The organism is Kitasatospora sp. NPDC057500 (genome assembly GCF_042802195.1).
Taxonomy (GTDB): Bacteria; Actinomycetota; Actinomycetes; order Streptomycetales; family Streptomycetaceae; genus Kitasatospora.
In genome coordinates this window covers 51,778-75,971 of the sequence record NZ_JBHVER010000016.1, presented here as the reverse complement: position 1 = coordinate 75,971, position 24,194 = coordinate 51,778, and the positions used below count along the sequence as shown (strand labels likewise).

The 24,194-nt window shown below is 73.5% G+C and carries 18 protein-coding genes; 16 read left to right on the top strand and 2 right to left on the bottom strand.

Going from position 1 to position 24,194, the window contains the following annotated elements:
- The first annotated feature begins 427 nt into the window (after window positions 1-427).
- Both ACFU74_RS06050 and ACFU74_RS06045 read left to right on the top strand, forming a co-directional pair.
- Window positions 428-1,183 (top strand): response regulator transcription factor, encoded by a 756-nt coding sequence (locus ACFU74_RS06050; protein WP_380752451.1) that lies wholly within the window; start codon window positions 428-430, stop codon window positions 1,181-1,183.
- An 11-nt stretch (window positions 1,184-1,194) separates the two neighbouring features.
- Window positions 1,195-2,718 (top strand): sensor histidine kinase, encoded by a 1,524-nt coding sequence (locus ACFU74_RS06045; protein WP_380752448.1) that lies wholly within the window; start codon window positions 1,195-1,197, stop codon window positions 2,716-2,718.
- 12 nt (window positions 2,719-2,730) lie between these two features.
- Here the strand turns inward: ACFU74_RS06045 and ACFU74_RS06040 are convergent, their stop codons facing one another.
- Window positions 2,731-3,402, bottom strand: a complete 672-nt coding sequence (locus tag ACFU74_RS06040) for a DNA-binding response regulator (RefSeq protein WP_380752445.1) — start codon at window positions 3,400-3,402, stop codon at window positions 2,731-2,733.
- A gap of 57 nt (window positions 3,403-3,459) precedes the next feature.
- On the opposite strand from ACFU74_RS06040, the gene ACFU74_RS06035 reads away from it, so the two are divergent.
- Together ACFU74_RS06035 and ACFU74_RS06030 are read left to right on the top strand one after the other, a co-directional pair.
- A complete protein-coding gene (locus ACFU74_RS06035; protein WP_380752442.1) occupies window positions 3,460-4,344 on the top strand; it encodes an aldo/keto reductase in 885 nt (294 codons plus the stop codon).
- A 96-nt stretch (window positions 4,345-4,440) separates the two neighbouring features.
- The gene (locus tag ACFU74_RS06030; protein ID WP_380752440.1) at window positions 4,441-5,835 is read left to right on the top strand and encodes an oxygenase MpaB family protein; all 1,395 of its coding nucleotides are present in this window, start codon (window positions 4,441-4,443) and stop codon (window positions 5,833-5,835) included.
- 7 nt (window positions 5,836-5,842) lie between these two features.
- Here ACFU74_RS06030 and ACFU74_RS06025 read toward each other — a convergent pair whose 3' ends face one another.
- Window positions 5,843-6,652 carry a nucleotidyltransferase domain-containing protein gene (locus ACFU74_RS06025; protein WP_380752438.1) on the bottom strand — a complete coding sequence of 270 codons (810 nt, stop codon included), beginning with the start codon at window positions 6,650-6,652 and terminating at the stop codon, window positions 5,843-5,845.
- A gap of 148 nt (window positions 6,653-6,800) precedes the next feature.
- On the opposite strand from ACFU74_RS06025, the gene ACFU74_RS06020 reads away from it, so the two are divergent.
- The 12 genes from ACFU74_RS06020 (at window position 6,801) to pstA (ending at window position 24,170) form a co-directional block, all read left to right on the top strand.
- The gene (locus ACFU74_RS06020) at window positions 6,801-7,199 is read left to right on the top strand and encodes a VOC family protein (RefSeq protein WP_380752436.1); all 399 of its coding nucleotides are present in this window, start codon (window positions 6,801-6,803) and stop codon (window positions 7,197-7,199) included.
- Window positions 7,200-7,531: 332 nt separating this feature from the next.
- A complete protein-coding gene (locus ACFU74_RS06015; RefSeq protein ID WP_380752434.1) occupies window positions 7,532-9,076 on the top strand; it encodes a cytochrome ubiquinol oxidase subunit I in 1,545 nt (514 codons plus the stop codon).
- A gap of 31 nt (window positions 9,077-9,107) precedes the next feature.
- Window positions 9,108-10,133 (top strand): cytochrome d ubiquinol oxidase subunit II, encoded by a 1,026-nt coding sequence (cydB, locus tag ACFU74_RS06010; RefSeq protein WP_380752431.1) that lies wholly within the window; start codon window positions 9,108-9,110, stop codon window positions 10,131-10,133.
- Between the two features lie 4 nt (window positions 10,134-10,137).
- Window positions 10,138-13,629, top strand: a complete 3,492-nt coding sequence (gene cydD / locus ACFU74_RS06005) for a thiol reductant ABC exporter subunit CydD (protein WP_380752429.1) — start codon at window positions 10,138-10,140, stop codon at window positions 13,627-13,629.
- A 68-nt stretch (window positions 13,630-13,697) separates the two neighbouring features.
- Window positions 13,698-15,506, top strand: a complete 1,809-nt coding sequence (locus ACFU74_RS06000) for a GAF domain-containing sensor histidine kinase (protein ID WP_380752426.1) — start codon at window positions 13,698-13,700, stop codon at window positions 15,504-15,506.
- A gap of 232 nt (window positions 15,507-15,738) precedes the next feature.
- Window positions 15,739-16,170, top strand: coding sequence for a DUF1508 domain-containing protein (locus tag ACFU74_RS05995; protein ID WP_380752423.1), 432 nt, complete (start codon window positions 15,739-15,741; stop codon window positions 16,168-16,170).
- Window positions 16,160-16,567, top strand: coding sequence for a hypothetical protein (locus ACFU74_RS05990; protein WP_380752420.1), 408 nt, complete (start codon window positions 16,160-16,162; stop codon window positions 16,565-16,567). The genes ACFU74_RS05995 and ACFU74_RS05990 overlap by 11 nt, the downstream gene beginning before the upstream one ends.
- Window positions 16,568-16,943: 376 nt before the next feature.
- A complete protein-coding gene (locus ACFU74_RS05985; protein ID WP_380752417.1) occupies window positions 16,944-17,999 on the top strand; it encodes a PstS family phosphate ABC transporter substrate-binding protein in 1,056 nt (351 codons plus the stop codon).
- Between the two features lie 163 nt (window positions 18,000-18,162).
- Window positions 18,163-18,759 carry a hypothetical protein gene (locus tag ACFU74_RS05980; RefSeq protein WP_380752414.1) on the top strand — a complete coding sequence of 199 codons (597 nt, stop codon included), beginning with the start codon at window positions 18,163-18,165 and terminating at the stop codon, window positions 18,757-18,759.
- Between the two features lie 260 nt (window positions 18,760-19,019).
- Window positions 19,020-21,797, top strand: a complete 2,778-nt coding sequence (locus tag ACFU74_RS05975) for a hypothetical protein (protein ID WP_380752411.1) — start codon at window positions 19,020-19,022, stop codon at window positions 21,795-21,797.
- Window positions 21,798-21,901: 104 nt separating this feature from the next.
- The gene (pstC, locus tag ACFU74_RS05970) at window positions 21,902-22,921 is read left to right on the top strand and encodes a phosphate ABC transporter permease subunit PstC (protein ID WP_380752408.1); all 1,020 of its coding nucleotides are present in this window, start codon (window positions 21,902-21,904) and stop codon (window positions 22,919-22,921) included.
- Between the two features lie 58 nt (window positions 22,922-22,979).
- Entirely contained in the window at window positions 22,980-24,170 is a 1,191-nt protein-coding gene (pstA, locus tag ACFU74_RS05965) for a phosphate ABC transporter permease PstA (RefSeq protein ID WP_380752405.1), read from the top strand.
- Window positions 24,171-24,194 lie beyond the last annotated feature (24 nt).

Sequence of the window (24,194 nt, the reverse complement as noted above, 5' to 3'; positions counted from 1 at the left end):
ACGGACGAGGGGCCCGCCGGACCATCGGCGGATCAGGAGTGCCTGGGTGTTCCTGGGGACAGGCTGGGGGATCGCACCCCGACCGGCGACGGCGGCTACGCCGCGACCCAACTGGTCGGCGGCTCCCGGTCCGCGTCCGGAGGCTGACCCGGCCGCCCCGGACGCCCGCGCGGCCCGGCCCGACCTCCTCCGGGAGCCGGGCCGTGCACCTCCCCGGCACCGTGGGCGGACCGCCGCCCACGCCGTGCGCACACCATCGAGGCCCGCCCCGCGGGTCCCTCCGTACAAAACCGCCCGATAAGGTGTTAATCCAACATTCATCGATGGCCCATAGCCTCCCCGGGCTAGCCTCAAGCTGAACGCCATCGTCCGACCGGGAGGCGGAACCCCCGTGCAAGGCACTGTGTCGACACCAGGAACCTCGGCGGTGACCAGCGGCGGCCAGGGGGAGGCCTACCTCCTCGTCGTCGACGACGAACCGAACATCCGCGAACTGCTGTCCGCCTCGCTGCGCTTCTCCGGCTTCCGGGTGGCCTCGGCGGCCACCGGGGCCGAGGCGCTCCGGCTGATCGCGGCGGACCGCCCCGACCTGGTCGTCCTCGATGTGATGCTGCCCGACCTCGACGGCTTCACCGTCGTCGAGCGGCTGCGCGAGCAGACCAGCCGCGGCCTCATCGCGGGCCCCGCCCACGGCCACCCCGGCGACCACCTGCCGGTGCTCTTCCTCACGGCCAAGGACGGCGTCGGCGACAAGGTCCAGGGCCTGGCCGCGGGCGCCGACGACTACGTGACCAAGCCGTTCAGCCTGGAGGAGCTGATCGCCCGGATCCGCGCCATCCTGCGCCGCTCCGGCGGACCGGCCGAGGACGGCCGGCTGGTCGTCGCCGACCTCGTCCTCGACCCGACGGCCCACGAGGTCACCCGCGGCGGCAGCGTGGTCGCGCTCTCCCCGACCGAGTTCAAGCTGCTGCACTACCTGATGGCCAACGTCGGCCGGGTGGTCTCCAAGGCGCAGATCCTCGACCACGTCTGGGCCTACGACTTCGGCGGCGACCTCTCCATCGTCGAGTCGTACATCTCCTACCTGCGCCGCAAGCTCGACTCCGGTCCGGTGCACGGGCCCAAGCTGATCCACACCGTGCGCGGCATCGGCTACGCCCTGCGCCGCCCGCCGCAGGGCTGAGCAGCACGGAGTTGACCGCCCCGTCCCGCCGGCTCGGCCGGCTGTCGCTGCGCGCCCGGCTGCTGGTGCTGCTGCTCGTGCTGGTCACCACCGGGCTGGTGATCAGCGACACCGTGGTGCTCGGCAGCGTCCGGCACCAGCTGGTGCAGCGGCTCGACGAGCAGCTGGAGCGCTACGCCGACCCGCTCGCCCGGCGCGCCCCGTCCCGGCTCAACTGGCCGGACGCCAAGCAGCAGCAGCCGGCGGTCGGCGGCAAGCGCTCCGCCACCCAGTACCTGGCCACCCTGCCCAGCCAGTACCTGGTCCAGTACCTGTCCGCCGACGGCAAGGTGCAGTTCGTGGTGCGCCAGCCGGTCTCCGAGACCGACCCGGCGCCGCAGCTGGCGGGCTTCGACCCCGCCCGCGTCGAGGCCGGCACCCCCTTCGACCTGCCCGACCAGCGCGGCGGCCGGCACCGCTGGCGGACGGTGGTGCTCCCGGTCCAGCGGCAGAGCTCCCCGACCGGCCCGTTCGCCGCGCCCGCGCCCAGCTCCGCGTACGTGATGGTCGCCGTCTCCCGGGAGGACATCGACGGCACCGTCGCCCGGCTGCGCACCGCCTTCCTCGGCATCGGCGGCGGCGTCCTGGTGGTGATCGCCGCGCTCGGCTTCTTCGCCGTCCGGACCGGGCTGCGGCCGCTGCGCCGGATCGAGGAGGGTGCCGAGCTGATCGCGGCCGGCGAGCTCTCCCACCGGATGCCCGAGCTCGCGCCGCACACCGAGGTCGGCCGGCTCTCCGTCGCGCTGAACGGGATGCTGGCGCAGATCGAGTCCGCGTTCGCCGCCCGTGCCGACTCCGAGGCCCGGATGCGCCGGTTCGTCGCGGACGCCTCGCACGAGTTGCGCACCCCGCTGGCCGGCATCCGGGGCTTCGCCGAGCTGTACCGGATGGGCGCGCTGCCGACCGAGGCGGACGTGCGGCGGACCATGGGCCGGATCGAGAACGAGGCGGTGCGGATGGGCGCCCTGGTCGAGGACCTGCTGGTGCTCGCCCGGCTCGACGAGGAACGCCCGCTCGACCTCGCCCCGATGGACCTGCGCACGCTGGCCGCCGACGCCCTGCACGACCTCACCGCGCTCGACCCCAGCCGCCCGGTCGCGCTCACCGGCCCGGCCGGCAGCGGCCCGCCCGGGCCCGCCCCGGTGCTCGGCGACGAGGCCCGGCTGCGCCAGGTGGTCACCAACCTGGTCGGCAACGCCGTCAAGCACACCCCGCCCGGCACCCCGGTGCGGATCGGTGTGGGCACCGACGACGGCCTCTGCCTGCTGGAGGTCGCCGACTCCGGACCGGGCCTCACCGCCGACCAGGCCGCCCTGGTCTTCCACCGCTTCTACCGCGTCGACGCCTCCCGCAGCCGCCACGACCGGCGCGGCGGCGCCGGCCTGGGCCTCGCCATCGCCACCGCCCTCACCCACGCCCACGGCGGCGCCCTCACCCTCCACACCGCCCCCGGCAGTGGCGCCACCTTCCGCCTCGAACTCCCCCACCAGCGCTGAACCCCCCCGGGATCAACGAGGGCCGGCCTCCTCCTCCAGCAGGCCCTGGGCGAGCAGTCCGGCCTGGAAGCGGGAGGTGGCGCCCAGGGCGGTCATGAGGTCGGCGACGCGGCGGCGGTAGGTGCGCAGCGAGACACCGAGGAGGCGGGCGCCGGTCTCGTCGGTGTGGCCGGCGGCGAGGGTGCGCAGGATGCGGCGGGCCTGGTCGGTGAGCGGGGGCGGCGGGGCGGCGCAGTCGGCGAGGTCGGTGGCGGTCTCCCAGGTGGCGCGGAACAGCGAGCGCACGCCGTCGACGACCTCGGGGGCCCGCACCACGGTGTAGGTGGGCACGCCGCGCACCGGGGCGCCGGCCAGGATCGCGGTGCGCCGGTCGATGACGATGGCCTCCCGGGCGAGCGGTCCGTCGGAGATCCGGACCTCGATGCCGCTCGCGGCGATCCGCCGCAGCCGCTGGTGCTGCTCGGGGTCGGCGAGGGCGCGCCTGCTGTACAGCTTGCGCATGGTCAGGCCGGGGACGACGTGCGGCCGCTTCCCCTCCCGGAAGGCCGCGTTGACGCCCGCCGACCAGGTCACCAGATCGGCGGCGGCGACCAGGAACTCCTCGCGCGAGGCGACGAAGAGGTGGCCGGCCCGCTGGACGAGCTCGCGTTCGCCGTGCAGGGTGATGATCTGATCGGTGCTCATGGCAGCAAGCTGCCAGATCGGACGGCGGTCCGGCGAGCCCGGGTGAGGCTGGGTGCCATGACGACGACTCCTGAGACCTCCGCGGCCGGCACCTTCCTCCTCGGCGGCGAACTGCCGGTGTCCCGGATGGGCTTCGGCGCGATGAAGCTGCCCTCCCGTGACTGGGAGGGCCCCGCCTGCGACCCGGAGCTGAGCCTGCGGGTGCTGCGCCGGGCGGCGGAGCTGGGTGTCGACCACATCGACACCGCCTGGTTCTACTTCTTCCGCGACGTCTCCGCCAACGACCTGATCCGGCGGGCCCTGCACCCCTACCGGGACGACCTGGTGATCGCCACCAAGGTCGGCCCCGGCCGCGAACCGGACGGCTCCTGGATGGACCCGGCGGACCGGGACGCCCTGCGCGCGGCGGTCCACCGCAATCTGCGCGAGCTCGGCGTGGACCGGCTCGACCTGGTCTACCTGCGCCGGCTGCCCAGCCAGTCCTCGATCGCCGAACCCTTCGCCGCACTGGCCGAGTTGCGCGAGGAGGGGCTGATCCGGCAGCTGGGCGTCAGCAATGTGAACGCGGCCCAGCTCGCCGAGGCGGAGGCGCTCGCCCCGGTGGTCGCGGTGCAGAACAGGTTCAGCGTGCTGGAGCACGACGAGGCGGACGAGCGGCTGCTGGCCGACTGCACCGAGCGGGGCATCGCCTTCGTCCCGTTCTACCCGCTGGGCGGTACCGGCGTGCCCGACCACCCGGCGCTGCGCCGGGTCGCCGAGCGGCACGGCGCCACCCGGGCCCAGGTGATGGTGGCTTGGCTGCTGGCGCTCTCGCCGGCGATCCTCGCCATTCCGGGCACCTCCTCGCCGGCGCACCTGGAGGAGAACATCGCCGCCGCCGCGCTGCGGCTGGACGCGGCCGACCTCGCGGACCTCGCGGAGGTGACAGCCTCTGTCAAGTAGGACTGTCTGACCAATCCTCCGCCTGGTTTCCCGCTCGGACGGCCGGGAAGGGCCCCGCCCGTACGCGAAGGTCCCGCAAGTCCCAGGAGATCCCGGATGGCAGCGTCAGCAGCGTCCTCAGCGTCGGCACCACGTCCCAACATCTCCTTCCGCCGGGACCTCTCGGAGTGGCGGATCGTGCTGGTCGCCTGGCGGCTGCTGGTGCTCCAGGCGTCCCACCCGGTGGTCGCGGCCGGGATGGAGGAGCACTCGACCTACCGAGGCCACCCCTGGCGGCGGATCGAGCACACCCTCGGCAGCGGGCGGCGGCTCTTCCAGGCCGACCAGGAGCAGCTGTGGCGCGAGGTCAAGCGGCTCGACCGGGCGCACCGGCGGATCCGCGGCACCACCGGGGACGGCCGTGCCTACGACGCCCACGACCCGGCCACCCGGGCCTGGGTGCTGCTCACCCTCTTCGAATCGGTGGCCGCCATGCGGGAGTTGAGCGGTGACCCCTACTCGGCCGACGAACTCGAAGCGCTCTACCGGGAGTTCGCCGACATCGCCGCGGTGTTCGGGCTGCCGCCCGGGGAGCTGCCCGAGACCGCCGCCGAGCTGCCCGGCTACCTGCGGCGGACGACCGCCGAGCGGCTGGAGTTCACCGGGACGGCGCGCCACCTGCTGTACGGGATGCTGCACGAGGCGCCCTGCCCGCGGCGGCTGGGCTTCCTCGGGCCGGCCGGCTGGCGGGTGCTGCGGCGGGTGGTGGCCAAGGCGGTCGCCGAGCTGACCGTGGCGGACCTCCCGGCGGTGTACCGCGAGCGGTTCGGCCTGGTCCCCACCCGCCGCGGGGCGCTGCTCTCCCGGCTGCTGCACGGCGGCGGCCGGCTGGTGCTGACCAGGCTGCCGGACCGCCTCCGCTACCGCGCCCCGGGCGTGCGCCCGCCGTCCCGGCCCCGGCGGATGCCGCGCCAGGACACCCGGCCGCCCCGGCTGGACCGGTTCTTCCGGGAGGTCCTCGACCAGACCGGGGACGGCTGGCTCACCGCCCGCGACCTCCAGGCGATGGCGCACAACGTCTGCTGGCGGCTGGAGCTCTCCGAGGACGGCGAGGCCCGGGTGTACGCCGCGTTCGAGGAGTGGTGGGAGCAGTTGCGGGCGGGCATGGACGCCGACGGCGACGGCCGGATCAGCCGGGAGGAGTACATCGGCGCGACGCTGGCCGGCTGCGACCGCGACCCGGCGTACCTGGAGGGCGGCATGCTGCCCGCGCTGCGGGCGGTGTTCGCGGCGGCCGACGCCGACGGCGACGGCCTGCTGGACTTCGCCGAGTACCGGGTGCTGTTCGACGGGCGGCGCCTGCACCCGGCGGAGCTCTCGCACGGATTCCGCCAGTTGGACACCGACGGGGACGGCGTCATCACCGCGGCGGAGTTCCTGCGCGGCTTCGTCGACTACTTCACCGCCCGAGCCCCGTCCGCCTCCGGCACCCAGCTCCTCGGCCGCGCCTGACGCGGCCTCAGGCGATGCGCAGGGCGGCCTCGGTGTCGGCGACCAGGGCCCGGGCGGCGGCCACGGTGGCGGCGAGCGCCTCCGGTCCGTCGCCGGGGGCGGCGAGCAGGGCGCGGGCGCGGGGGCCGAAGCCGTCCGGGGCGCCCGGCAGCGTCCCGGCGACGGCGAGCGCGCCCTTCTCGTTGAGGCACCAGCGGCGGTCGGCCGCGTACAGCGCCTGCACCAGGACGCCGACGGCGCGGGAGAGGCAGAGCGCGACGTACAGGACGTCGTCGCGGGCCGCGCCCTTGGCGGCCCCGTCGAGCAGGAACCCGGCCTCCCAGGTGCTCCCGGTCAGGGCGGTCCGCAGCGGCTCCGGGTAGACGGCGTAGGCGGACCGGCGCTCCGTCAGCGCCCCGGACGGGTCGGCGAGCACCTGGCCGAGGGCCAACTCGCCGACGTAGCAGGGCGACCAGAAGCCGAGCGGGTGCCCGGCCTGGATCCCCACCTCGTAGCGGCCGGCCAGGCAGTCGGCCCGGACCCGGTCCACCCGGTCGAGGTCGCGCAGGATCCAGTCCACCCGGCCGAGGCCCTCGACGGTGAGCCAGGCCCCGCCGTCGACCCACGGCCCCCAGCCGCCCGGACCGGTCACCCCGACGTCCGGCCCCGCCACCGCGCGCAGCGCGTCCAGGTCGAGCCCGGCGCGGTAGTAGAGGCCCAAGTCCCAGTCGGAGTCCGGCCGGTGCTCGCCCCGCGCCCGGCTGCCGCCCAGCACGACGCCGACCACGCCCGGTACCGCGGCCAGCCGGCCGGCCATCTCCTCGACGATCGTTCGCATGGGGTGGAAGTCTGGCACGGGAGTGCGGAAGGCGCTGGCGTGAGCGGGAAGGGCAGGCCTAGGATCGTGCGCACGGCATCGCGTGTCGGTCACCGGCCGGGTGAGGCATGGAGGTAGCCCGTGAGTGCCTTACGGAGGCATTCCACACATGTCCGTACAGTTCAACCACACCATCGTCCACGCCCGGGACAGCCGGGAGTCCGCCGAGTTCCTGGCGGGGATCCTCGGCCTTGAGGTGGGGACGGCCTGGGGCCCGTTCGTCCCGGTGACCACCGACAACGGCGTCACCCTCGACTTCGCCGCGATCCCCGCCGAGTCGATCGTCCTCCAGCACTACGCCTTCCTCGTCGCGGACGAGGTGTTCGACGCGGCCCTCGCACGCCTCGTCGCGGACGGCGTCGGGTACTTCGCCGATCCGGGCATGAAGCAGCCCGGCGAGATCAACCACCACCACGGCGGCCGGGGGGTCTACTTCCTCGACCCGGCCGGCCACGGCATGGAGCTGATCACCCGCCCCTACGGCAGCCACCCGGCGCCGGGGGAGTAGCCGCTCCGCCCGGCCGGCCCTACCGGGCCGTCCCGGACGACCGCCCGGCTGTCAATGCTACGGATCGTCCGGATTTCCCACTCCACCCGCCCGGCCGCTCGTTGTGGCCGGGCGGGTGTCCTTACAGACTGTGCGCACGGCATCGCCGCTGGTCAGCCCCGGGCCCGAGCCCACCCCGCCCGCATCGCCCGCGTAAGGGTGATGGATACTGTGCTTGTGAACGTGTTCACGTTCACAAGCGGACAAGCTTGCACGCTTGGGCAGCGGTCTCCGGCTATACATGAAGTTTGTCCGATATGTGACCTCAGAGGGTCGGTTGGAGAGAGGGCGACGTGGAACTGGCAATCGCTCACGAGACCATCGCGCGATGGCAATTCGGCATCACCACCGTCTACCACTTCCTCTTCGTCCCGCTCACCATCAGCCTCGCCGCGATAGTCGCCGGGCTGGAGACCGCGTGGGTGCGGACGGACAAGGAGAAGTACTTCCACGCCACCAAGTTCTGGGGGAAGCTCTTCCTGATCAACATCGCGATGGGCGTGGTCACCGGCATCGTCCAGGAGTTCCAGTTCGGCATGAACTGGTCCGACTACTCCCGCTTCGTCGGTGACGTCTTCGGCGCCCCGCTCGCGATGGAGGCGCTGATCGCCTTCTTCTTCGAGTCGACCTTCATCGGCCTGTGGATCTTCGGCTGGGACAAGCTGCCCCGGAAGCTGCACTGCGCCTGCATGTGGATGGTCGCACTCGGCACCGTGCTCTCCGCCTACTTCATCCTGGCGGCCAACTCCTGGATGCAGCACCCGGTCGGCTACGCGATCGACCCGGCGACCGGGAAGGCCCAGCTCAACGACATCGCGCGGGTGCTGTTCCAGGACACCACCGTCACCGTCGTCCTGCACACCCTGACCGCGGCCTTCCTGACCGGCGCGGCGTTCATGGTCGGCATCGCCTCCTTCCACCTCTGGAAGGCCAGGCGCAAGCCCGCCACCGCCGACCCCAAGCGGATCGCCGCGATGCGCACCTCGCTCCGCCTCGGCCTGGTCATCGCCGTCATCGCCGGCCTCGGGACCGCGCTCAGCGGCGACCAGCTCGCCAAGGTCATGTTCCGCCAGCAGCCGATGAAGATGGCCGCCGCCGAGGCGCTCTGGGACACCAAGGCCCCCGCGCCGTTCTCGGTCTTCGCGGTCGGCGACGTCGGCAAGGGCCACAACTCGGTCGAGCTGGAGATCCCCGCGGCGCTGTCCTTCCTCGCCAACAGCGACTTCAGCTCCGCCGTCCCCGGCATCAACGACACCGCCGCGGCCGAGGCCGCCAAGTACGGCGGCGACCCCAAGGACTACATCCCGAGCATCTTCGTCACCTACTGGGGCTTCCGCCTCATGATCGGCTTCGGGATGACCTCCTTCGTGGCCGGCCTGATCGGACTCTGGACCACCCGCAAGAAGCGCTTCCTGGCCCCGGAGTTCCGCACCGGCGACGACGAGGTGCCGAGGCTGATGCTCACCCCGAAGCGGGAGCTGGGCCCCTTCCTCACCAAGTGGAGCTGGCGGATCGGCATCCTCACCATGGGATTCCCGCTGATCGCCAACAGCTTCGGCTGGATCTTCACCGAGATGGGCCGCCAGCCCTGGGCCGTCTTCGGACTGATGACCACCGCCAGCGCCGTCTCGCCCAACGTGGGCGTCGGCACCCAGATCGGCGCGCTGGCCACCTTCACCGCGCTGTACGCGATCCTCGCCGTCATCGAGGTCAGGCTGCTGGTCAAGTACGCCAAGGCCGGCCCGGCCACCGACGAGCAGCCGCCCGCCGAGGACCCGTCCCTGCGCGGCCCGGCCGCCGGCGACGACGCCGACAAGCCGCTCGCCTTCGCCTACTGAGGCCCCCGAGGATCGATAGGACCGACACACCATGGAACTTCACGACGTCTGGTTCGTCCTGATCGCCGTCCTCTGGATCGGCTACTTCTTCCTGGAGGGCTTCGACTTCGGCATCGGCGTCCTCACCAAGACGCTGGCCCGCAACACCACCGAGCGGCGGGTGCTGATCAACACCATCGGCCCGGTCTGGGACGGCAACGAGGTCTGGCTGCTGACCGCCGGCGGCGCCACCTTCGCGGCCTTCCCGGACTGGTACGCCACCCTGTTCAGCGGCTTCTACATCCCGCTGCTGATCATCCTGGTCTGCCTGATCGTGCGCGGCGTCGCCTTCGAGTACCGGGCCAAGCGGCCCGAACCGCGCTGGCAGCGCAACTGGGAGGAGGCGATCTTCTGGACCTCGCTGATCCCGGCCTTCCTCTGGGGCGTCGCCTTCGCCAACATCGTGCGCGGCGTGGACATCGACGCGGAGAAGAACTTCGTCGGCACCTTCTGGGACCTGCTCAACCCGTACGCGCTGCTCGGCGGCCTGGTGACGCTGGTGCTGTTCGTCTTCCACGGCGCGGTGTTCGCCGCGCTCAAGACGGTCGGCGAGATCCGCGAGCGGGCCCGGGCCACCGCCCTGCGGGTCGGACTGGCGACGGCGGCGCTCGCCGCGGTCTTCCTGATCTGGACCCAGGCCAACCACGGCAACGGCTGGAGCCTCGCCGCCCTGGTGGTCGCCGTGCTCGCGCTGGTCGGCGCGCTCGGCGCCAACCACGTGGCCCGCGAGGGCTGGGCGTTCGTCCTCTCCGGCGTCACCGTGGTGGCCGCCGTCGCGATGCTCTTCCTGTCGCTCTTCCCGGACGTCATGCCGTCCACGCTGAACCCGGAGTGGAGCCTGACCGTGAGCAACGCGGCCTCCGCGGCCTACACGCTCAAGCTGATGACCGTCGTGGCGGTGGTCTTCACCCCGCTCGTGCTGCTCTACCAGGGCTGGACGTACTGGGTGTTCCGCAAGCGGATCGGCGTCCAGCACATCCCCGGGCACGACCCGGCCGCCGCCCTCGACAAGGCCTGACGCCATGAAGCCGGTCGACCCCCGACTCCTCGGGTACGCCCGCACCACCCGGACCTTCCTCGCCGGGACCGTCCTCCTGGGCGCCGTGAACGCGGCCCTGGTGGTCGCCCAGGCGGGCCTGATCGCCGAACTCGTGGTCCGCGGCTTCCAGCAGCGGACCGGGCTCGACGAGCTCACCGCGCCGCTGGCGCTGCTGGTGCTCACCGCGATCGGGCGCGGGCTGGTCGGCTGGCTCACCGAACTGACCGCGCACCGGTCCGTCGCCCGGGTGAAGTCCACCCTGCGGCGCCGGCTGCTCGACCACGCCACCGCGCTCGGCCCGGCCCACCCGGCGGGCCGGCGCACCGGCGAACTCACCGCCCTCGCCACCCGCGGCGTCGACGCCCTCGACGACTACTTCGCCCGCTACCTGCCGCAGCTGGCGCTCGCCGTGGTCGTCCCGGCCGCCGTGCTGCTGCGGATCGTCGGCGCCGACGCCACCTCGGCCGCGATCATCGCCGGCACCCTGCCGCTGATCCCGCTGTTCATGGTGCTGATCGGGATGGCCACCCAGGCCCGGATGGACCGCCAGTGGACCACCCTCGCCCGGCTCTCCCACCACTTCCTGGACGTGGTCGCCGGACTGCCCACGCTCAAGGTCTTCAACCGGGCCCGCGCCCAGGCCGCCACCATCGCGAGGATCACCGCCGACTACCGCAGGGCCACCCTGCGCACCCTGCGGATCGCCTTCGTCTCCTCCTTCGCCCTGGAACTGCTCTCCACCCTCTCGGTCGCGCTGGTCGCCGTCTCGATCGGCTTCCGGCTGGTGAACGGAAGCCTCGACCTGGAGACCGGCCTGCTGATCCTGATCCTCGCCCCCGAGGTCTACTTCCCGATCCGCCAGGTCGGCGCGCTCTACCACTCCAGCGTCGAGGGCCTGACCGCCGCCGACCGGATCTTCGAGGTGCTCCAGACCCCGCTGCCGGCCGCCGGCACGGTGCCCGCGCCCGCGCTCGCCGGGGCCGTCGTCGAGGCCGACGGGCTCACCGTGCGCTTCGCCGACCGCACCGCGCCCGCCCTCGACGGCGCCGCGCTGGTGCTGCGCCCGGGCGAGACCGTGGCGCTCACCGGCCCGTCCGGCGCCGGAAAGTCCACCCTGCTCGGCGTCCTGCTCGGCCTCGCCGCCCCGGACGCCGGCACCGTCCGGATCACCGCCGCCGACGGGCGCACCCACGACCTGGCCGAACTGGACCCGGAGAGCTGGCGGCGGCAGATCGCCTGGGTGCCGCAGCACCCCCACCTGTTCGCCGGCACCGTCGGCGACAACCTGCGGCTCTACCGGCCGGAGGCCACCGACGAGCAGCTGTGGACGGCGCTGGGCGCGGCGCACGCCCTGGACTTCGTCACCCGGCTGGACGCCCCCCTCGGCGAGGACGGCGCCGGACTCTCCGCCGGCCAGCGCCAGCGGCTCGCGCTCGCCCGGGTGCTGCTCGCCGACGACCGGCCGCTCGTCCTGCTCGACGAGCCCACCGCCAATCTCGACGGCGCCTCCGAGGCGGCCGTGGTGGACACCGTCCGGGCGCTGGCCGCCGACCCGGCGCGCACCGTGCTGCTGGTCGCGCACCGGCCCGCGCTGCTGGCCGCCGCCGACCGGCAGGTCCGGCTGGACGGCCCCGCCGCTCCCCCGGCCTCCTCCGAGGACGCCGTCCCCGTGCTCGCGCACCGCGGCCGGCCCACCCCGCCGGCCCCGCAGGACGGCCCGGAGCCCGGCCCGGGCACCGTCAAGCCCCGGCTCGCCCTCTCGGTCCTGCTCGGCTCGCTCGCCCTCGGCTGCGCCGTCGCGCTGATGGCCACCTCCGGCTACCTCATCTCCCGCGCCTCCGAGATGCCGCCCGTCCTGCACCTGATGATGGCCGTCACCGCGGTGCGCGCCTTCGGCATCGGCCGCAGCGTCCTCCGCTACGCCGAGCGGCTGGTCTCGCACGACGCCGTGCTGCGCACCCTCGGCACCCTGCGCGCCGCCGTCTACCGCCGGCTCACCGCGCTCGCCCCGGCCGCGCTGCCCGCGTTCCGCCGCGGCGACCTGCTCTCCCGGCTGGTCGCCGACGTCGACGCCGTCCAGGACCACTACCTGCGCTGGCGCCTGCCGGCCGTCGTGGCCGCGGTGGTCTCGCTGGCCGCCGCCCTCGCCATGGGCGCCTTCCTGCCCGCCGCCGGGCTGGTGCTCGGCACCGGCCTGCTGCTGGCCGGCCTGGCGGTGCCCGCGCTGGCCGCCCGCTGGTCGGCCGCCGCCGAACGCCGCCAGGCCCCGGCGCGCGGCAGGCTCGCCACCACCGTGCTGGACGCCTTCAGCGGGACCGCCGAACTCACCGTGGCCGGCGCGCTGCCCGGCCGGCTCGCCGCCGTCCGTGTCGCCGACAATGCGCTGACCGGGCTGGCCGCCCGCTCGGCCGCCACCGCCGCGCTCGGCACCGGGCTGATCACCCTGCTCACCGGCCTCACCGTGGCCGCCGCCGCGGCCGTCGGCCTGCGCGGCGTGGAGTCCGGGGCGCTCGCCCCGGTCTGCCTGGCGGTGGTCGTGCTCACCCCGCTGGCCGCCTTCGAGGCGGTCACCGGCATGCCGTCGGCCGTCCAGGCCCGTCGGCGCAGCCAGGCCGCCTCGGCCCGGCTGGACGAGGTGCTGGACGCGCCCGCCGCGGTCGCCGAGCCGGCCGCGCCGAAGGCCCTGCCCGAGCGGCCGCTGCCGATCGCCGTCCGCGGGCTGACCGCCCGCCACCCCGGCCAGGACCGCGCCGCGCTGGCCGGGGTCGACCTCGACCTCACCGCGGGCCGGCGGATCGCCGTGGTCGGCCCGTCCGGCTCCGGCAAGACCACCCTGGCCCAGGCGCTGCTGCGCTTCCTGGAGCAGGACGCCGGGAGCGTGGTGCTCGCCGCCGGCGCTCCGCAGGCCGTGGACAGCCGGGAACTCGCCGGGGAGGACGTCCGCCGGGTGATCGGGCTCTGCGCCCAGGACGCGCACGTCTTCGACAGCTCGCTGCGCGAGAACCTGCGCCTGGCCCGGCCGGACGCCGACGAGGAGGAGCTGCGCGCGGCCCTCGCCGCCGCCCGGCTGCTGGACTTCACCGAGTCCCTGCCGGACGGCCTGGACACCATGGTCGGCGAGCACGGCGCCCGCCTCTCCGGCGGCCAGCGCCAGCGGCTCGCCCTGGCCCGGGCGCTGCTCGCCGACTTCCCGGTGCTGGTCCTGGACGAGCCGGCCGAGCACCTCGACCTGCCCACCGCCGACGCCCTGACCGCCGACCTGCTCGCCGCCACCGCCGGCCGCACCACCGTCCTGATCACCCACCGGCTGGCCGGCCTCGACGACACCACCGTCGACGAGGTCCTCGTCCTGGACGCCGGCCGGGTCGTCGAGCGCGGCCGCTGGTCCGACCTGACCGCCCGCCCCGACGGTCGCCTGCGGCGGATGCGGGACCGTGAACGGGAGGCCGACGCGCTGCCGCTGGCGGTCGGATGACCGGGGCGGACCCTTCGGCCCGTCGCGTCGTTACTTCTGTCGAAAACCGTACAAACTACGCTCTCACCATGGACCCCACGCCAGACCTGCCCGACTTCACCCCGCCGGCGCCGGAGCCCGACCAGGCGCCGCACCGGGTGCCCGAGATCTCCTCCCTCGGGCTGGACGCGCTGGTCACCGAGGTATCGGAGCGGTTGCAGTCGGCGGCGGCCGTCACCGACCGGATGCAACGGCTGCTGGAGGCCGTCGTCTCGGTCGGCGCCGGGCTGGACCTGCACGCCACCCTGCACCGGATCGCCGCCGGCGGGGCCGAGCTGGTGGACGCCCGGTACGCCGCGCTCGGGGTGGTCGCGCCCGGGGGCCACGGACTGCAGGACTTCATCCATGTCGGGGTCGACGACGAGACCGTCCAGGAGATCGGCGAGCTGCCGGTCGGCCGGGGCATCCTCGGCGCGCTGATCGACCGGCCCGAGCCGCTGCGGCTCAGCGACCTCACCGCCGACCCGCGCTCCTACGGCTTCCCGCCGCACCACCCGGGGATGAAGACCTTCCTCGGCGAGCCGATCCGGATCCGCGACGAGGTGTTCGGCAACCTCTACCTGACCGAGAAGCGCAGCGGCGGCGCCTTCACCCCGGAGGACGAGCAGGTGGTGCACGCACTGGCCGCCGCGGCCGGCGTCGCGATCGAGAACTCCCGCCTCTACGAGGAGGGCCGGCGCCGGGAGCGGTGGATCGCGGGCGCGGCCGCCGTCACCACCGCGCTGCTCTCCACCGACGAGGCCGAGGTGGCGCTCACCGTCGCGGCCGAGCAGGTCCGGGAGCTGGCGGACGCCGCGCTCGGGATGATCCTGCTGCCGACCGTCGACGGCCAGATGCGGGTGGCACACGCCTCCGGGGAGGCGGCCGAGTTCCTCCAGGGCGAGCTGATGCCGCCCGGCAGCGTCGCGGTCCAGCTCCTCAAGGGGGAGAGCGTCCACCTCGACGACATGTCCACCGATCCGACCGTGGTGATCCGGCTCGCCCGCAGCTTCGGGCCCTCGCTGGCCGTGCCGATGGTCGCCGCCGGCCGGGTGCTCGGCGGGCTCTGCGTCTGGCGGTCGCGCGGCGCCGTGCCGTTCTCCGAGGCCGAGAAGCAGCTCGCCGAGACCTTCGCCTCGCAGGCCGCGCTCGCGCTGCGGCTCGCCGAGGGCCAGCGCGACCAGCAGCGGCTCGCGGTCTTCCAGGACCGCGACCGGATCGCCCGGGACCTCCACGACCTGGTCATCCAGCGGCTCTTCGCCACCGGCATGATGCTGGAGGGCGCCGCCCGGCGCGCCATCGTCCCCGAGGTGAAGGTCCGCATCGGCGAGGCGGTGGACGAGCTGGACGCCACCATCCAGGAGGTCCGCACCACCATCTACGCGCTCCAGCACGACGACCAGGGCGACGAGCCGGACACCCTGCGGACCAGGGTGCTGCGCGAGTGCAGCCAGGCCGCGGCGGCGCTCGGCTTCAAGCCCTCGGTCTCCTTCGTCGGCCCGGTGGAGAGCCTGGTCGGCGAGAAGACCGGCCGTCAACTGCTCGCGGCGCTGCGGGAGATGCTGTCCAACACGGCCCGGCACGCCCGGGCCTCCCGGGTCGGCGTGGAGGTCGACGCGACCGTGCACCTGGACGACGGCGGCCGGCCGGTCGGCGGCGACCCGGAGTCGCTGGACCGGGGCGGGCGGCCCGGCGTCCTGCTGACCGTCACCGACGACGGCGTCGGCATCCCCGCGGGCGGGCGGCGCAGCGGCCTGCGGAACCTGACCCGGCGCGCCGAGGCGCTCGGTGGCGACGCCTGGCACGAGCCGGGCCCGTACGGCAGGGGCACCCGGGTGCGCTGGACCGCCCGACTGTGAACGCCCGTCCGAAGGGTGGGACGCCGCCCGGACGCCTTCGAACAGTTTGTAAACGACGGGGATCGGTGCCGGGTTTGGTTGGCGCGCGGTTGGTGTGCACTCGGTGAAAGTTTAACGAGAGAGAACTTCCCGGCCAACGGAGCAAGTTGTGCATTTCGCGGCCTTCCGGCGCTCTCGTGTGCACACATAGCTTTACTCCCGTCTCGGAGAGGAACCGGACTGTGGGGGAGCAGTGGACGCGTCGAGCCGCGGTCACACCGCAGCAGGGGCAAGTCGAGGGGGGTTCCGGGCCGAACGGGCACCGGACGGGCGGTACCGCTGGCAGCTGAAGGCGCCGAACGGCCGGGTGGTCGCGGTCACCCCGGCCGCGTACGAAACGGCCGGGGAGGCGGAGCGCGGCTTCGACGGCTTACGGGTCGCCGCGGAGGGGCTCACCGCCCGGATCACGCACGTCCGGGACGGCATCGGCTGGATCTGGGTGATCCCCGGATCGCGCGCGCTGCCGGAGGTGCGGTCCAGCCGTGCCTACGAGCGGTACGCGACCTGCCAGAACGCCTTCCGGCGCTTCGTCGTGCTGCTGGCCAAGCAGCCCGCCCTCGAACTGCCGGAATTCCACGAACTCGTCGAACGGGGGCCGTCGTTGAGAACGTCCGATGTCCACTGACCGGCGCGGGCCGCGGCTGCTGACCGTCCCGGTCGGCGACCGCGCGCTGTCCTGGACGCTGCGCGCGGCGAACGGGCGGCAGCTCGGCGTCGGCGTGCGGACCTACCGGGGCGAGGCCGAACTGGCCGATGCGGTGCGGGAGTTGATCATCGAGCGGGCCGCGCTGCGGTGCGCCGTCGGCCAGTCCGAGGCGCGGCTCTGGGTGTGGACGGCGTACCTGCCGCTGCGCACCACCCGCCCGGGCGCCGCCGACGCCGCCGGGCCGGTCGCCCGCAGCGCCCGCGGGTACCTGCGGCGGGACCAGTGCCAGGCCGGCGTGACCGGCTTCCTCGCCGGCCTCCAGCGACTGGGGCAGGACCTGCGCCGCTCCGGACGGGACGACGCCTGGCCGTTCTGACGGTCCGTCCTCCCCTCCCGCAGCCGCCTTCGGGCGGCTTCTCGCGTTGGCCCCGGCCACACCCCCGCTTCCCCCTCTTCCGGTGAAGCGCAGGTATCCGGCAACCCCCCGAGCCGACACCTGGAGAAGAACGTCACCGGCCCCTGACCTGCGGTTATCACCCCCTCCACGGGCCTGCTGACCTGTTGCTAAACCTCTCCGAACCGAGATATCGACAATCGCCGGCGGCGACCGTCCGCCCTTCCGACGGAACCGCGCCGCCCGACAGGATCGGCACTGCCGGAACGGGCCGCCGCGGACGCGGCTCCCGGCCCCGGGACTGACAAGCAGTACCCGGGCAAGCGATGTACGTCTCTCCCACCGGAGGAAGTGCAACATGCGCAAGACCGCTGCCAAGCTGCTCGCCGTGGCCGCCATCGCCACCTCGGTCGCCACCATCGCCGGCGGCACCGCCGTCGCCGACCCGGCCGCCGGTGTCACCCCCGCCGCGACCGACATCGTCGGCGTGGGCTCGGACACCACCCAGGCGCTGTTCAACCAGTTCTCCACCGACTACAACGCCTTCGTCGGCGCCTCGGGCACGAAGCTCTACAGCTACGACGCGACCGGCACCTCGCCGATCACCCCGAAGGCCGGTGCGCTGACCATCCCGCGTCCGAACGGCTCCGGCGCCGGCATCACCGCGCTGAACGCCAACAACAGCGCCACGCTCGACTTCGCGCGCTCCTCCCGCGGCCCGAAGAACGGCACCGGCGGCGACCCGGTGACCGACCTCTTCATCGCCTACGCCAAGGACGCGGTGTCCTGGGCCGCCCTCTCCTCGGGCAGCCACGCTCCGGCGAACCTCACCGCCGACCAGCTGACGAAGATCTACAACTGCACCTACACCACCTGGAACCAGATCGACCCGTCGCTGTCCACCGCCACGATCAAGGCGTTCCTGCCGCAGAACGGCTCGGGCACCCGTTCCTTCTTCCTCCAGGCGCTGGGCCTGACCAACCCGGGCACCTGCGTCCAGGCCACCACCGTCCAGGAGAACCGCGGCACCGACGCGGTCCTGAACGACATCGACGCGATCGTCCCCTACTCCGCCGCCCACTACATCGGCCAGGTCTACAACGGCCACAGCAGCGGCTCGGACGCGGCCGGCCCGCTGTCCATCCGTTCGATCGACGGTGTGGCCCCGGTCGACCCGGCGACCAACACCCTGTCCGCCACCTTCGCCAACTCGGCGTTCGGCCGCACGGTCTACAACGTCGTCCGCCAGGCCGACTGGAACGCCGGTGACGCGCGCGCCACCGCCCTGAAGGCGATCTTCAGCAAGGACGGCTGGATCTGCAAGAACGCGACCGCCATCGCGGACATCAAGAGCTACGGCTTCCGCACCCTGCCGGGCACCGCGTGCGGCACCATCTCCGTCCCCACCCCCTGATCTCCACCCCGTAGTACCCCGCAGTACCCCGCAGCACCCGGTGGCCGGGGGCGTCCGCGCCCCTGGCCACCGGCCGCGCGGGACCGCTCCACCGCTCCACCGCAGGGCAAGAAACCACGGCCCACGGCCGGACCGTTCCACGTTGCACACCTAGGAGAGCAGCATGTCCCGCACCAGCACCCGCCTCGCCGCGATCGCCACCACCGTCGTGATCGCCACCACCGGCCTGACCGCCTCCGCCGTGGCCGACGCCGCCGCGGCCACCGCCCCGACCGGCTCCGCCGTGGTGAACGAGAGCAACAGCTTCCTGCTCAGCTCCCTGTCGGCGGGTGTCCTGGTCTTCGCGCTGCCGAACGCCACCGGTTCCTACGACAGCACCAAGGGCCTGTCGGCGTCCTTCCCGGTGACCGGCGGCTCGGCGAACCTCCCGGGCTTCTACGGCAACGTCCAGCTCGGCGGCGGCCTGCTCTTCGTCAACCTGCGCACCGGCAAGAGCGCGGTCTTCAAGAACCTGGCCTTCCGCATCGACACCTGGCAGGTCACCGGCGTCCTGGAGGGCACCTCCGCCCCGGTCGCGCTGCTGGACCCGGCCGGCGACACCGTGGTGACCGGTACTCAGGCGGACGGCAAGCTGGAGTCCTCGGACCTCCAGGTGGACGGCGAGGGCGCGAAGTTCCTCGACTCGAAGCTCAACACCACCTTCTTCCAGGCGGGTCAGTCGGTGGGCTCCTTCAGCTTCTCCTTCAAGGCCGGCAGCTGACGCGGGGCCGAACCTGGTAGCGGTGGCGGGGTCCGGTGTCCGGACCCCGCTGTTCCGTGCTCCGGGGAGGACGAGCCGCGGTGACCAACGCGCCTGGTTCGCAGGCGTGTTGTGGTCCCGTACATCCGGGCGATCCGAGCCGTCCATGTACGGCTGGCCGAATGGTGACGGACCATCGGCTGCTTCTGGCCAGTCACATGTCCACGGTCCGGCCGGTTCCCTCGTCTACGCGCGCAGCGCGTTCCCTGGAGGTGCACGTCATGAGAGTCCGTCCACCGGGTTCGAGAGCCCTGGGGAGGTGGGGCAAGGGGCTGCTGGCGCTGGCGCTGGCCTGGGCCGTCGTCGGGGTCTCGGCGATCCTCCCGCTGGGCGCGGGCACGGTGTCCGAGGCGTCCGCCGCCTCGCCGAAGACCGTCGCGGGTCCGCGGCTCTGGAAGCCGAACGGCGAGGGCGGGACGTACGGTGATCCGGGCAAGGTCACCGTCTCGGACACCACCGACCTCTCCAACCAGGTCGTCCACGTCTCCTGGGAGGGCTTCACCCCGACCGTCGACCCGTCCGGCAAGCCGCTGCGCTCGGTCAAGCTGAACAGCAACACCGGCCAGGACCTCTACGCGGTCCGGGTCTACCAGTGCCGCGGCACGGACCCGACGATCTTCGACTGCTACGGCAGCAGCCTCTTCGGCGCCGCCGACCCGAGCAAGGGCTTCTTCCAGGAGCGGCCCGCGGCCGGCACCCAGAACCCCGAGTTCCCGTTCAACGGCAGCGTCCGGGTGACCGGCCCGGACGGCCGGGGCGAGGCCGACATCGAGGTCTGGACCTCGCAGGAGAGCCAGAAGCTGGGCTGCGACGCCGCGCACCCGTGCTCGATCGTGGTCGAGGCGAACTACGGCGGCGACTCGCTCGGGGCGAACAGCGGTGAGGCGCGGGCGGACTGCACCGACCACTCGCTGGACAACCCGGCGATCAACGGCTTCTACGCCAACGCCTCCGAGTCGGTCTACAGCACGAGCTCCGCGGTGAACGAGAACTGGTTCCCCGGCGAGGCCTGCTCCTGGGCGAACCGGGTCGTGGTCCCGCTGACCTTCGCCCCCACCCCCGGCGAGTGCGAGAGCGCCGCCATCGACCTGGAGATGGCCGGCCTGGCGATGGCGAACCGGGCGATCCAGCAGTGGCGCTCCGGGCTCTGCAAGGGCGAGGCGCCGCTCGGGATCTCCTACATCCCCTCGACCGGCGAGCCGCAGGCGCGTGCCGCCTTCCGCTCCCGCAAGGGGCCGGACCTGGCGCTGACCGCCCTGCCGGAGAGCGAACCGGCGACCCGTCCGCACGTCTACGCGCCGCTCGCCACCGGCGCGATCTCCGTCGTGTACGTGGTCGACGACCCGGTGAGCACCAAGCAGTTCAGGCACATGAACCTGACGCCGCTGCTGATCGCGAAGATGCTGACCCAGTCGTACACGCTGGCCATCGGCGCCAGCATCGAGTCGGTGGCCGGGAACCCGGACTGCGTCTTCGAGGACAAGGAGTTCCTGGCGGTCAACCCGATCCCGGCCGGCAGCGGCGAGGCCTGGCCCAAGTGCGGTTCCAGCCCGTGGGTCCCCAACTCGGCCCCGATCGTGCTCGCCGGGACGACGGACCTGATCCAGCAGCTCACCACCTGGATCGCCGCCGACCCGGAGGCCGCGCGCTTCCTCCAGGGCGCGCCCGACGCGTGGGGCACCCGGCTGAACGCCTTCTACCAGCGGCCGGCGTACAGCGGCTACCCGGTGGACGCCATCCGGGTGCAGGACTACTCCGGTCCGGGCAACGTGAAGCAGTTCGAGATGAACCCGGTGAACGGGCTGGCCCAGGTGGCCCGCAACGTCCTGCTGAACAAGCCCACCTGCCAGCTCTGGCAGGTGGACCCGGACGGCCGGCACGCCGCGTGCCCGCCGGTCGACCCCGGCCTGCGCGGGCTGTTCGCGATCATGGACAGCGGACAGGCGAAGGCGTACGAGCTGCCCGAGGCCGCGCTGCGCAACCCGGCGGGGCAGTTCGTCACCCCGAGCCTGACCGGCCTCCAGGCCGCCGTCGAGGTGATGGCCACCGACCCGGCCACCGGCACCCAGCGGCTGCCCTACGGCGCGGGCGGCGACTTCGCCCGTGCGGCCGGGGCGTACCCGCTGACCACGGTGCAGTACGCGATGGCCCCCACCGAGGGCCTCTCGCCGACCAAGGCCAAGGTCGCCTCGGAGTTCCTGCGGCGGGTCACCGACCGGGGCGAGGGGCAGCGCTACGGCTCCGACGCCGGCCGACTGGCCCGTGGCTTCCTCGCGCTGACCGACGCTCAGCTGGCCCAGGCGCAGAGCGCGGTGAAGCACGTCGCCGCCCAGGACGGCGCCTACCCCGGCAACCAGACCGGCCCGGTTCCCACGCCCACCCCGGAGTCCGGCGGCAACCCGGGCGGCGGCGGTTCCGGCGGCACCGGCGGCTCGGGCGGTACCGGCGGCACGGGTGGCACGGGCTCGACCGGCTCGGGCACCGGCGGTTCCGGCGCCTCGGGCGGCACGGGCACGGACGGTTCCGGCACACCGGTGTCCCCGGTCTCCGACGGCTCGGCCGGCACCGGCGGCACGAGCGGTGCGGGCGGCACGGGTGGCACGGGCTCGACCGGCTCGGGCACCGGCGGTACCGGCTCGCGCTCCGGGGGCACCTCCGGCACCGGCGGCACGGGCACCGGCGGCACCGCGGGCACCTCGGCCGGCACCGGTGGTGCCGCAGCGGGGGCCAAGCCCGCGGGGGCGGCGCCCGGCGCCACGCCCGCCCCGTCCGGCGCGGCCAAGGGCCCGCTCGCGGCGGCCCCGGTCGCCGCCGGCACGCCGGCCGCCGACCGGTCGGGCTCGGCCAGGCTGCTGCTGCCGATCGCGCTGATCGCCGGCATCGCCCTGCTCCTGGGCGGCCCGGCGGCGCTGCTCCTGGCGGGTACGCCCGCCGGCGCGCGGATCGCCGCGGGGGCGTCCGCCCTCCGTGCGCGGTTGCGTTCGGTCCGGCGGTCCTGAGGGCCGATCCGTGACGACTCGGCGGGGCCGCCGTTCAGGCCCCGCCGAGTCCCTTCCCCCGTTCCCCGCACCAGTTCCGTTCCGAGCGCGCCGGAGAGCAGACCATGACAGCCGCCGCCGGGCCCGCGACACCGTTCGCCGCGGCCCCCCACCAGCCGGACCCCGACGTACCCCGCACCATCACGGCCCCCTCCACGCCAGGCGACCGGGTCTTCCGCGGCCTGCTGAGGGCGGCCGGCCTCTCGGTCTTCGCGATCATGGGCCTGATCGCCTTCTTCCTGATCCTGCGCGGCGCGGACGCGCTGCGGGAGGTCGGATTCTCGTTCTTCACCGAGAAGAAGTGGCAGACCCAGGCGCACAACTTCGGCATCGCCTCGGTGCTGCCGAACGGTCTGCTGATCGCCGTGATCGCCCTGGTCATCGCCGTTCCGGTGGCCCTGGCGACGGCGATCTTCATCTCGGAGTACGCACCGGCCCGGATGCGCGCGACCCTGGTCTCGCTGGTCGACCTGATGGCCGCGATCCCCAGCATCGTCTACGGCCTCTGGGGCTTCTTCTTCCTCCAGCCGAGGATCATCGGCTTCTCCCGCTGGCTGACCAACCACCTCGGTGACGCGATCCCCTTCCTCAAGGTGCGCACCGGTGACATCGGCACCTCGTACACCTCGTCGACCTTCATCGCGGGCGTGGTCGTCTCGCTGATGATCATCCCGATCGTCACCTCGCTCTGCCGCGAGGTGTTCTCCCAGGCGCCCCAGGGCGAGCGCGAGGGCGCCTACGCGCTGGGCTCGACCCGCTGGGGCATGGTCCGCACGGTGGTGCTGCCGTTCGGCAAGGGCGGGGTGATCGGCGCGGTGATGCTCGGCTTCGGCCGCGCGATGGGCGAGACCATCGCCGTCGCGCTGATCATCTCGCCGAACTTCGAGGTCATCACCCACATCCTGGAGAACGGCGCCAACTCGATCTCGGCGCTGATCGCGCTGCGCTTCGGCGAGTCCGACCCGCTGGCGCTCTCCGCGCTGATGGCGGCCGGTCTGGTGCTCTTCATGCTCACCCTGCTGGTCAACCTGGCGGCCGGGTTCGTGATCAACCGGTCCCGCTCCGGCGCGGCCACGGCGGACTGACCATGACCCTCACCCCCCGCCCCCGCCCGTTGCCGCCCCGTCGTGAAGGGACGACCCGATGACCACGCTCGACCTGCCGGCCGACGCCGCGCCCGCCGCGCCCGCCGTGGCACCCGCCGCTCCGGAGGACGCCCGTCCCCCGCTGCCCGAGCGGAAGCTCAAGCTCGGAGGCGTCACCCGCGAGGACGTGCTGACGGTGTTCGGCGCGTTGTCCGGCTCGCTCGCGCTGGACTGGCTGCTCTACGAGCGGGTGCTGCCCTTCAGCGGCGCGTTCGGCTTCCTGCTCTGCTGGTACCTGTTCTTCCTCGGCGGCTACTTCCTGCTCGGCCGGCTCCAGTGGGGCGCCCTGCTGGTGCGCGAACGCCTGGTGTCCGTGGTCGCCTGGAGCTCGGGCGCGCTGGTGGTGGCGCTGATCGCCGAGCAGATCGGCTACGTGGCGCTGCGCGGCATGGACGCCGCCCGGCACTCCAACTTCTTCACCGAGTCGATGGAGACCACCGCGGCGCTCTCGCCGATCACCTCCGGCGGCGCGATCCACGCGGTGGTCGGTTCGCTCGAACAGCTGGGCCTGGCCACCCTGTTCGCGGTCCCGCTGGGCATCGCGGCGGCGGTCTTCATGTCCGAGGTCGGCGGTCGGATGGCCCGGCCGGTGCGGACCCTGGTGGAGGCGATGACCGCGCTGCCGTCCATCGTGGCCGGCCTGTTCGTGCTGGGTGTCGTGATCATCACCTTCGGCTTCGAGAAGAGCGGGTTCGCGGCCTCGCTGGCGCTCACCGTGATGATGATGCCGATCGTCACCCGGGCCGCCGAGGTGGTCATCCGGCTGGTGCCCGGCACCCTGCGGGAGGCGTCCTACGCGCTCGGCGGCAGCCAGTGGCGCACGGTGTGGAACGTCGTCCTGCCGACCGCCCGTCCGGGCCTGGTGACCGCGGTGGTGCTCGGCATGGCGCGCGGCGTCGGCGAGACCTCGCCGGTGCTGCTGACCGCCGGGTTCACCACGCAGTTCAACGGCAACCCGTTCAGCGACCGCCAGGTCTCGCTGCCGCTGTTCATCTGGAACTACGTCAAGCAGCCCTACCCCGACATGGTCGCGCGGGCCTTCGCGGCCGCGCTGACCCTGATGGTCGTGGTGCTGATCCTCTTCGTCACCGCCCGGGTGATCGGCGGCCGCCGCCCCGGCGACCTGAGCCGGCGGCAGCGGCGGCGCGAGCAGGTCCGACGGGCCATCACGGCCGGGAGCAACCGCTGATGTCACCACTGACCGCACCAACCA

Bases quoted from the DNA above. Each gene is read 5' to 3' on its own strand.
- ACFU74_RS06035 (WP_380752442.1), top strand. From the start codon at position 3,460: ATGACGACGACTCCTGAGACCTCCGCGGCCGGCACCTTCCTCCTCGGC.
- ACFU74_RS06040 (WP_380752445.1), bottom strand. From the start codon at position 3,402: ATGAGCACCGATCAGATCATCACCCTGCACGGCGAACGCGAGCTCGTC.
- cydB (WP_380752431.1), top strand. From the start codon at position 9,108: ATGGAACTTCACGACGTCTGGTTCGTCCTGATCGCCGTCCTCTGGATC.
- ACFU74_RS06000 (WP_380752426.1), top strand. From the start codon at position 13,698: ATGGACCCCACGCCAGACCTGCCCGACTTCACCCCGCCGGCGCCGGAG.
- ACFU74_RS05980 (WP_380752414.1), top strand. From the start codon at position 18,163: ATGTCCCGCACCAGCACCCGCCTCGCCGCGATCGCCACCACCGTCGTG.
- ACFU74_RS06030 (WP_380752440.1), top strand. From the start codon at position 4,441: ATGGCAGCGTCAGCAGCGTCCTCAGCGTCGGCACCACGTCCCAACATC.
- pstA (WP_380752405.1), top strand. From the start codon at position 22,980: ATGACCACGCTCGACCTGCCGGCCGACGCCGCGCCCGCCGCGCCCGCC.
- cydD (WP_380752429.1), top strand. From the start codon at position 10,138: ATGAAGCCGGTCGACCCCCGACTCCTCGGGTACGCCCGCACCACCCGG.
- pstC (WP_380752408.1), top strand. From the start codon at position 21,902: ATGACAGCCGCCGCCGGGCCCGCGACACCGTTCGCCGCGGCCCCCCAC.
- ACFU74_RS05975 (WP_380752411.1), top strand. From the start codon at position 19,020: ATGAGAGTCCGTCCACCGGGTTCGAGAGCCCTGGGGAGGTGGGGCAAG.
- ACFU74_RS06025 (WP_380752438.1), bottom strand. From the start codon at position 6,652: ATGCGAACGATCGTCGAGGAGATGGCCGGCCGGCTGGCCGCGGTACCG.
- ACFU74_RS05985 (WP_380752417.1), top strand. From the start codon at position 16,944: ATGCGCAAGACCGCTGCCAAGCTGCTCGCCGTGGCCGCCATCGCCACC.
- ACFU74_RS06020 (WP_380752436.1), top strand. From the start codon at position 6,801: ATGTCCGTACAGTTCAACCACACCATCGTCCACGCCCGGGACAGCCGG.
- ACFU74_RS05990 (WP_380752420.1), top strand. From the start codon at position 16,160: ATGTCCACTGACCGGCGCGGGCCGCGGCTGCTGACCGTCCCGGTCGGC.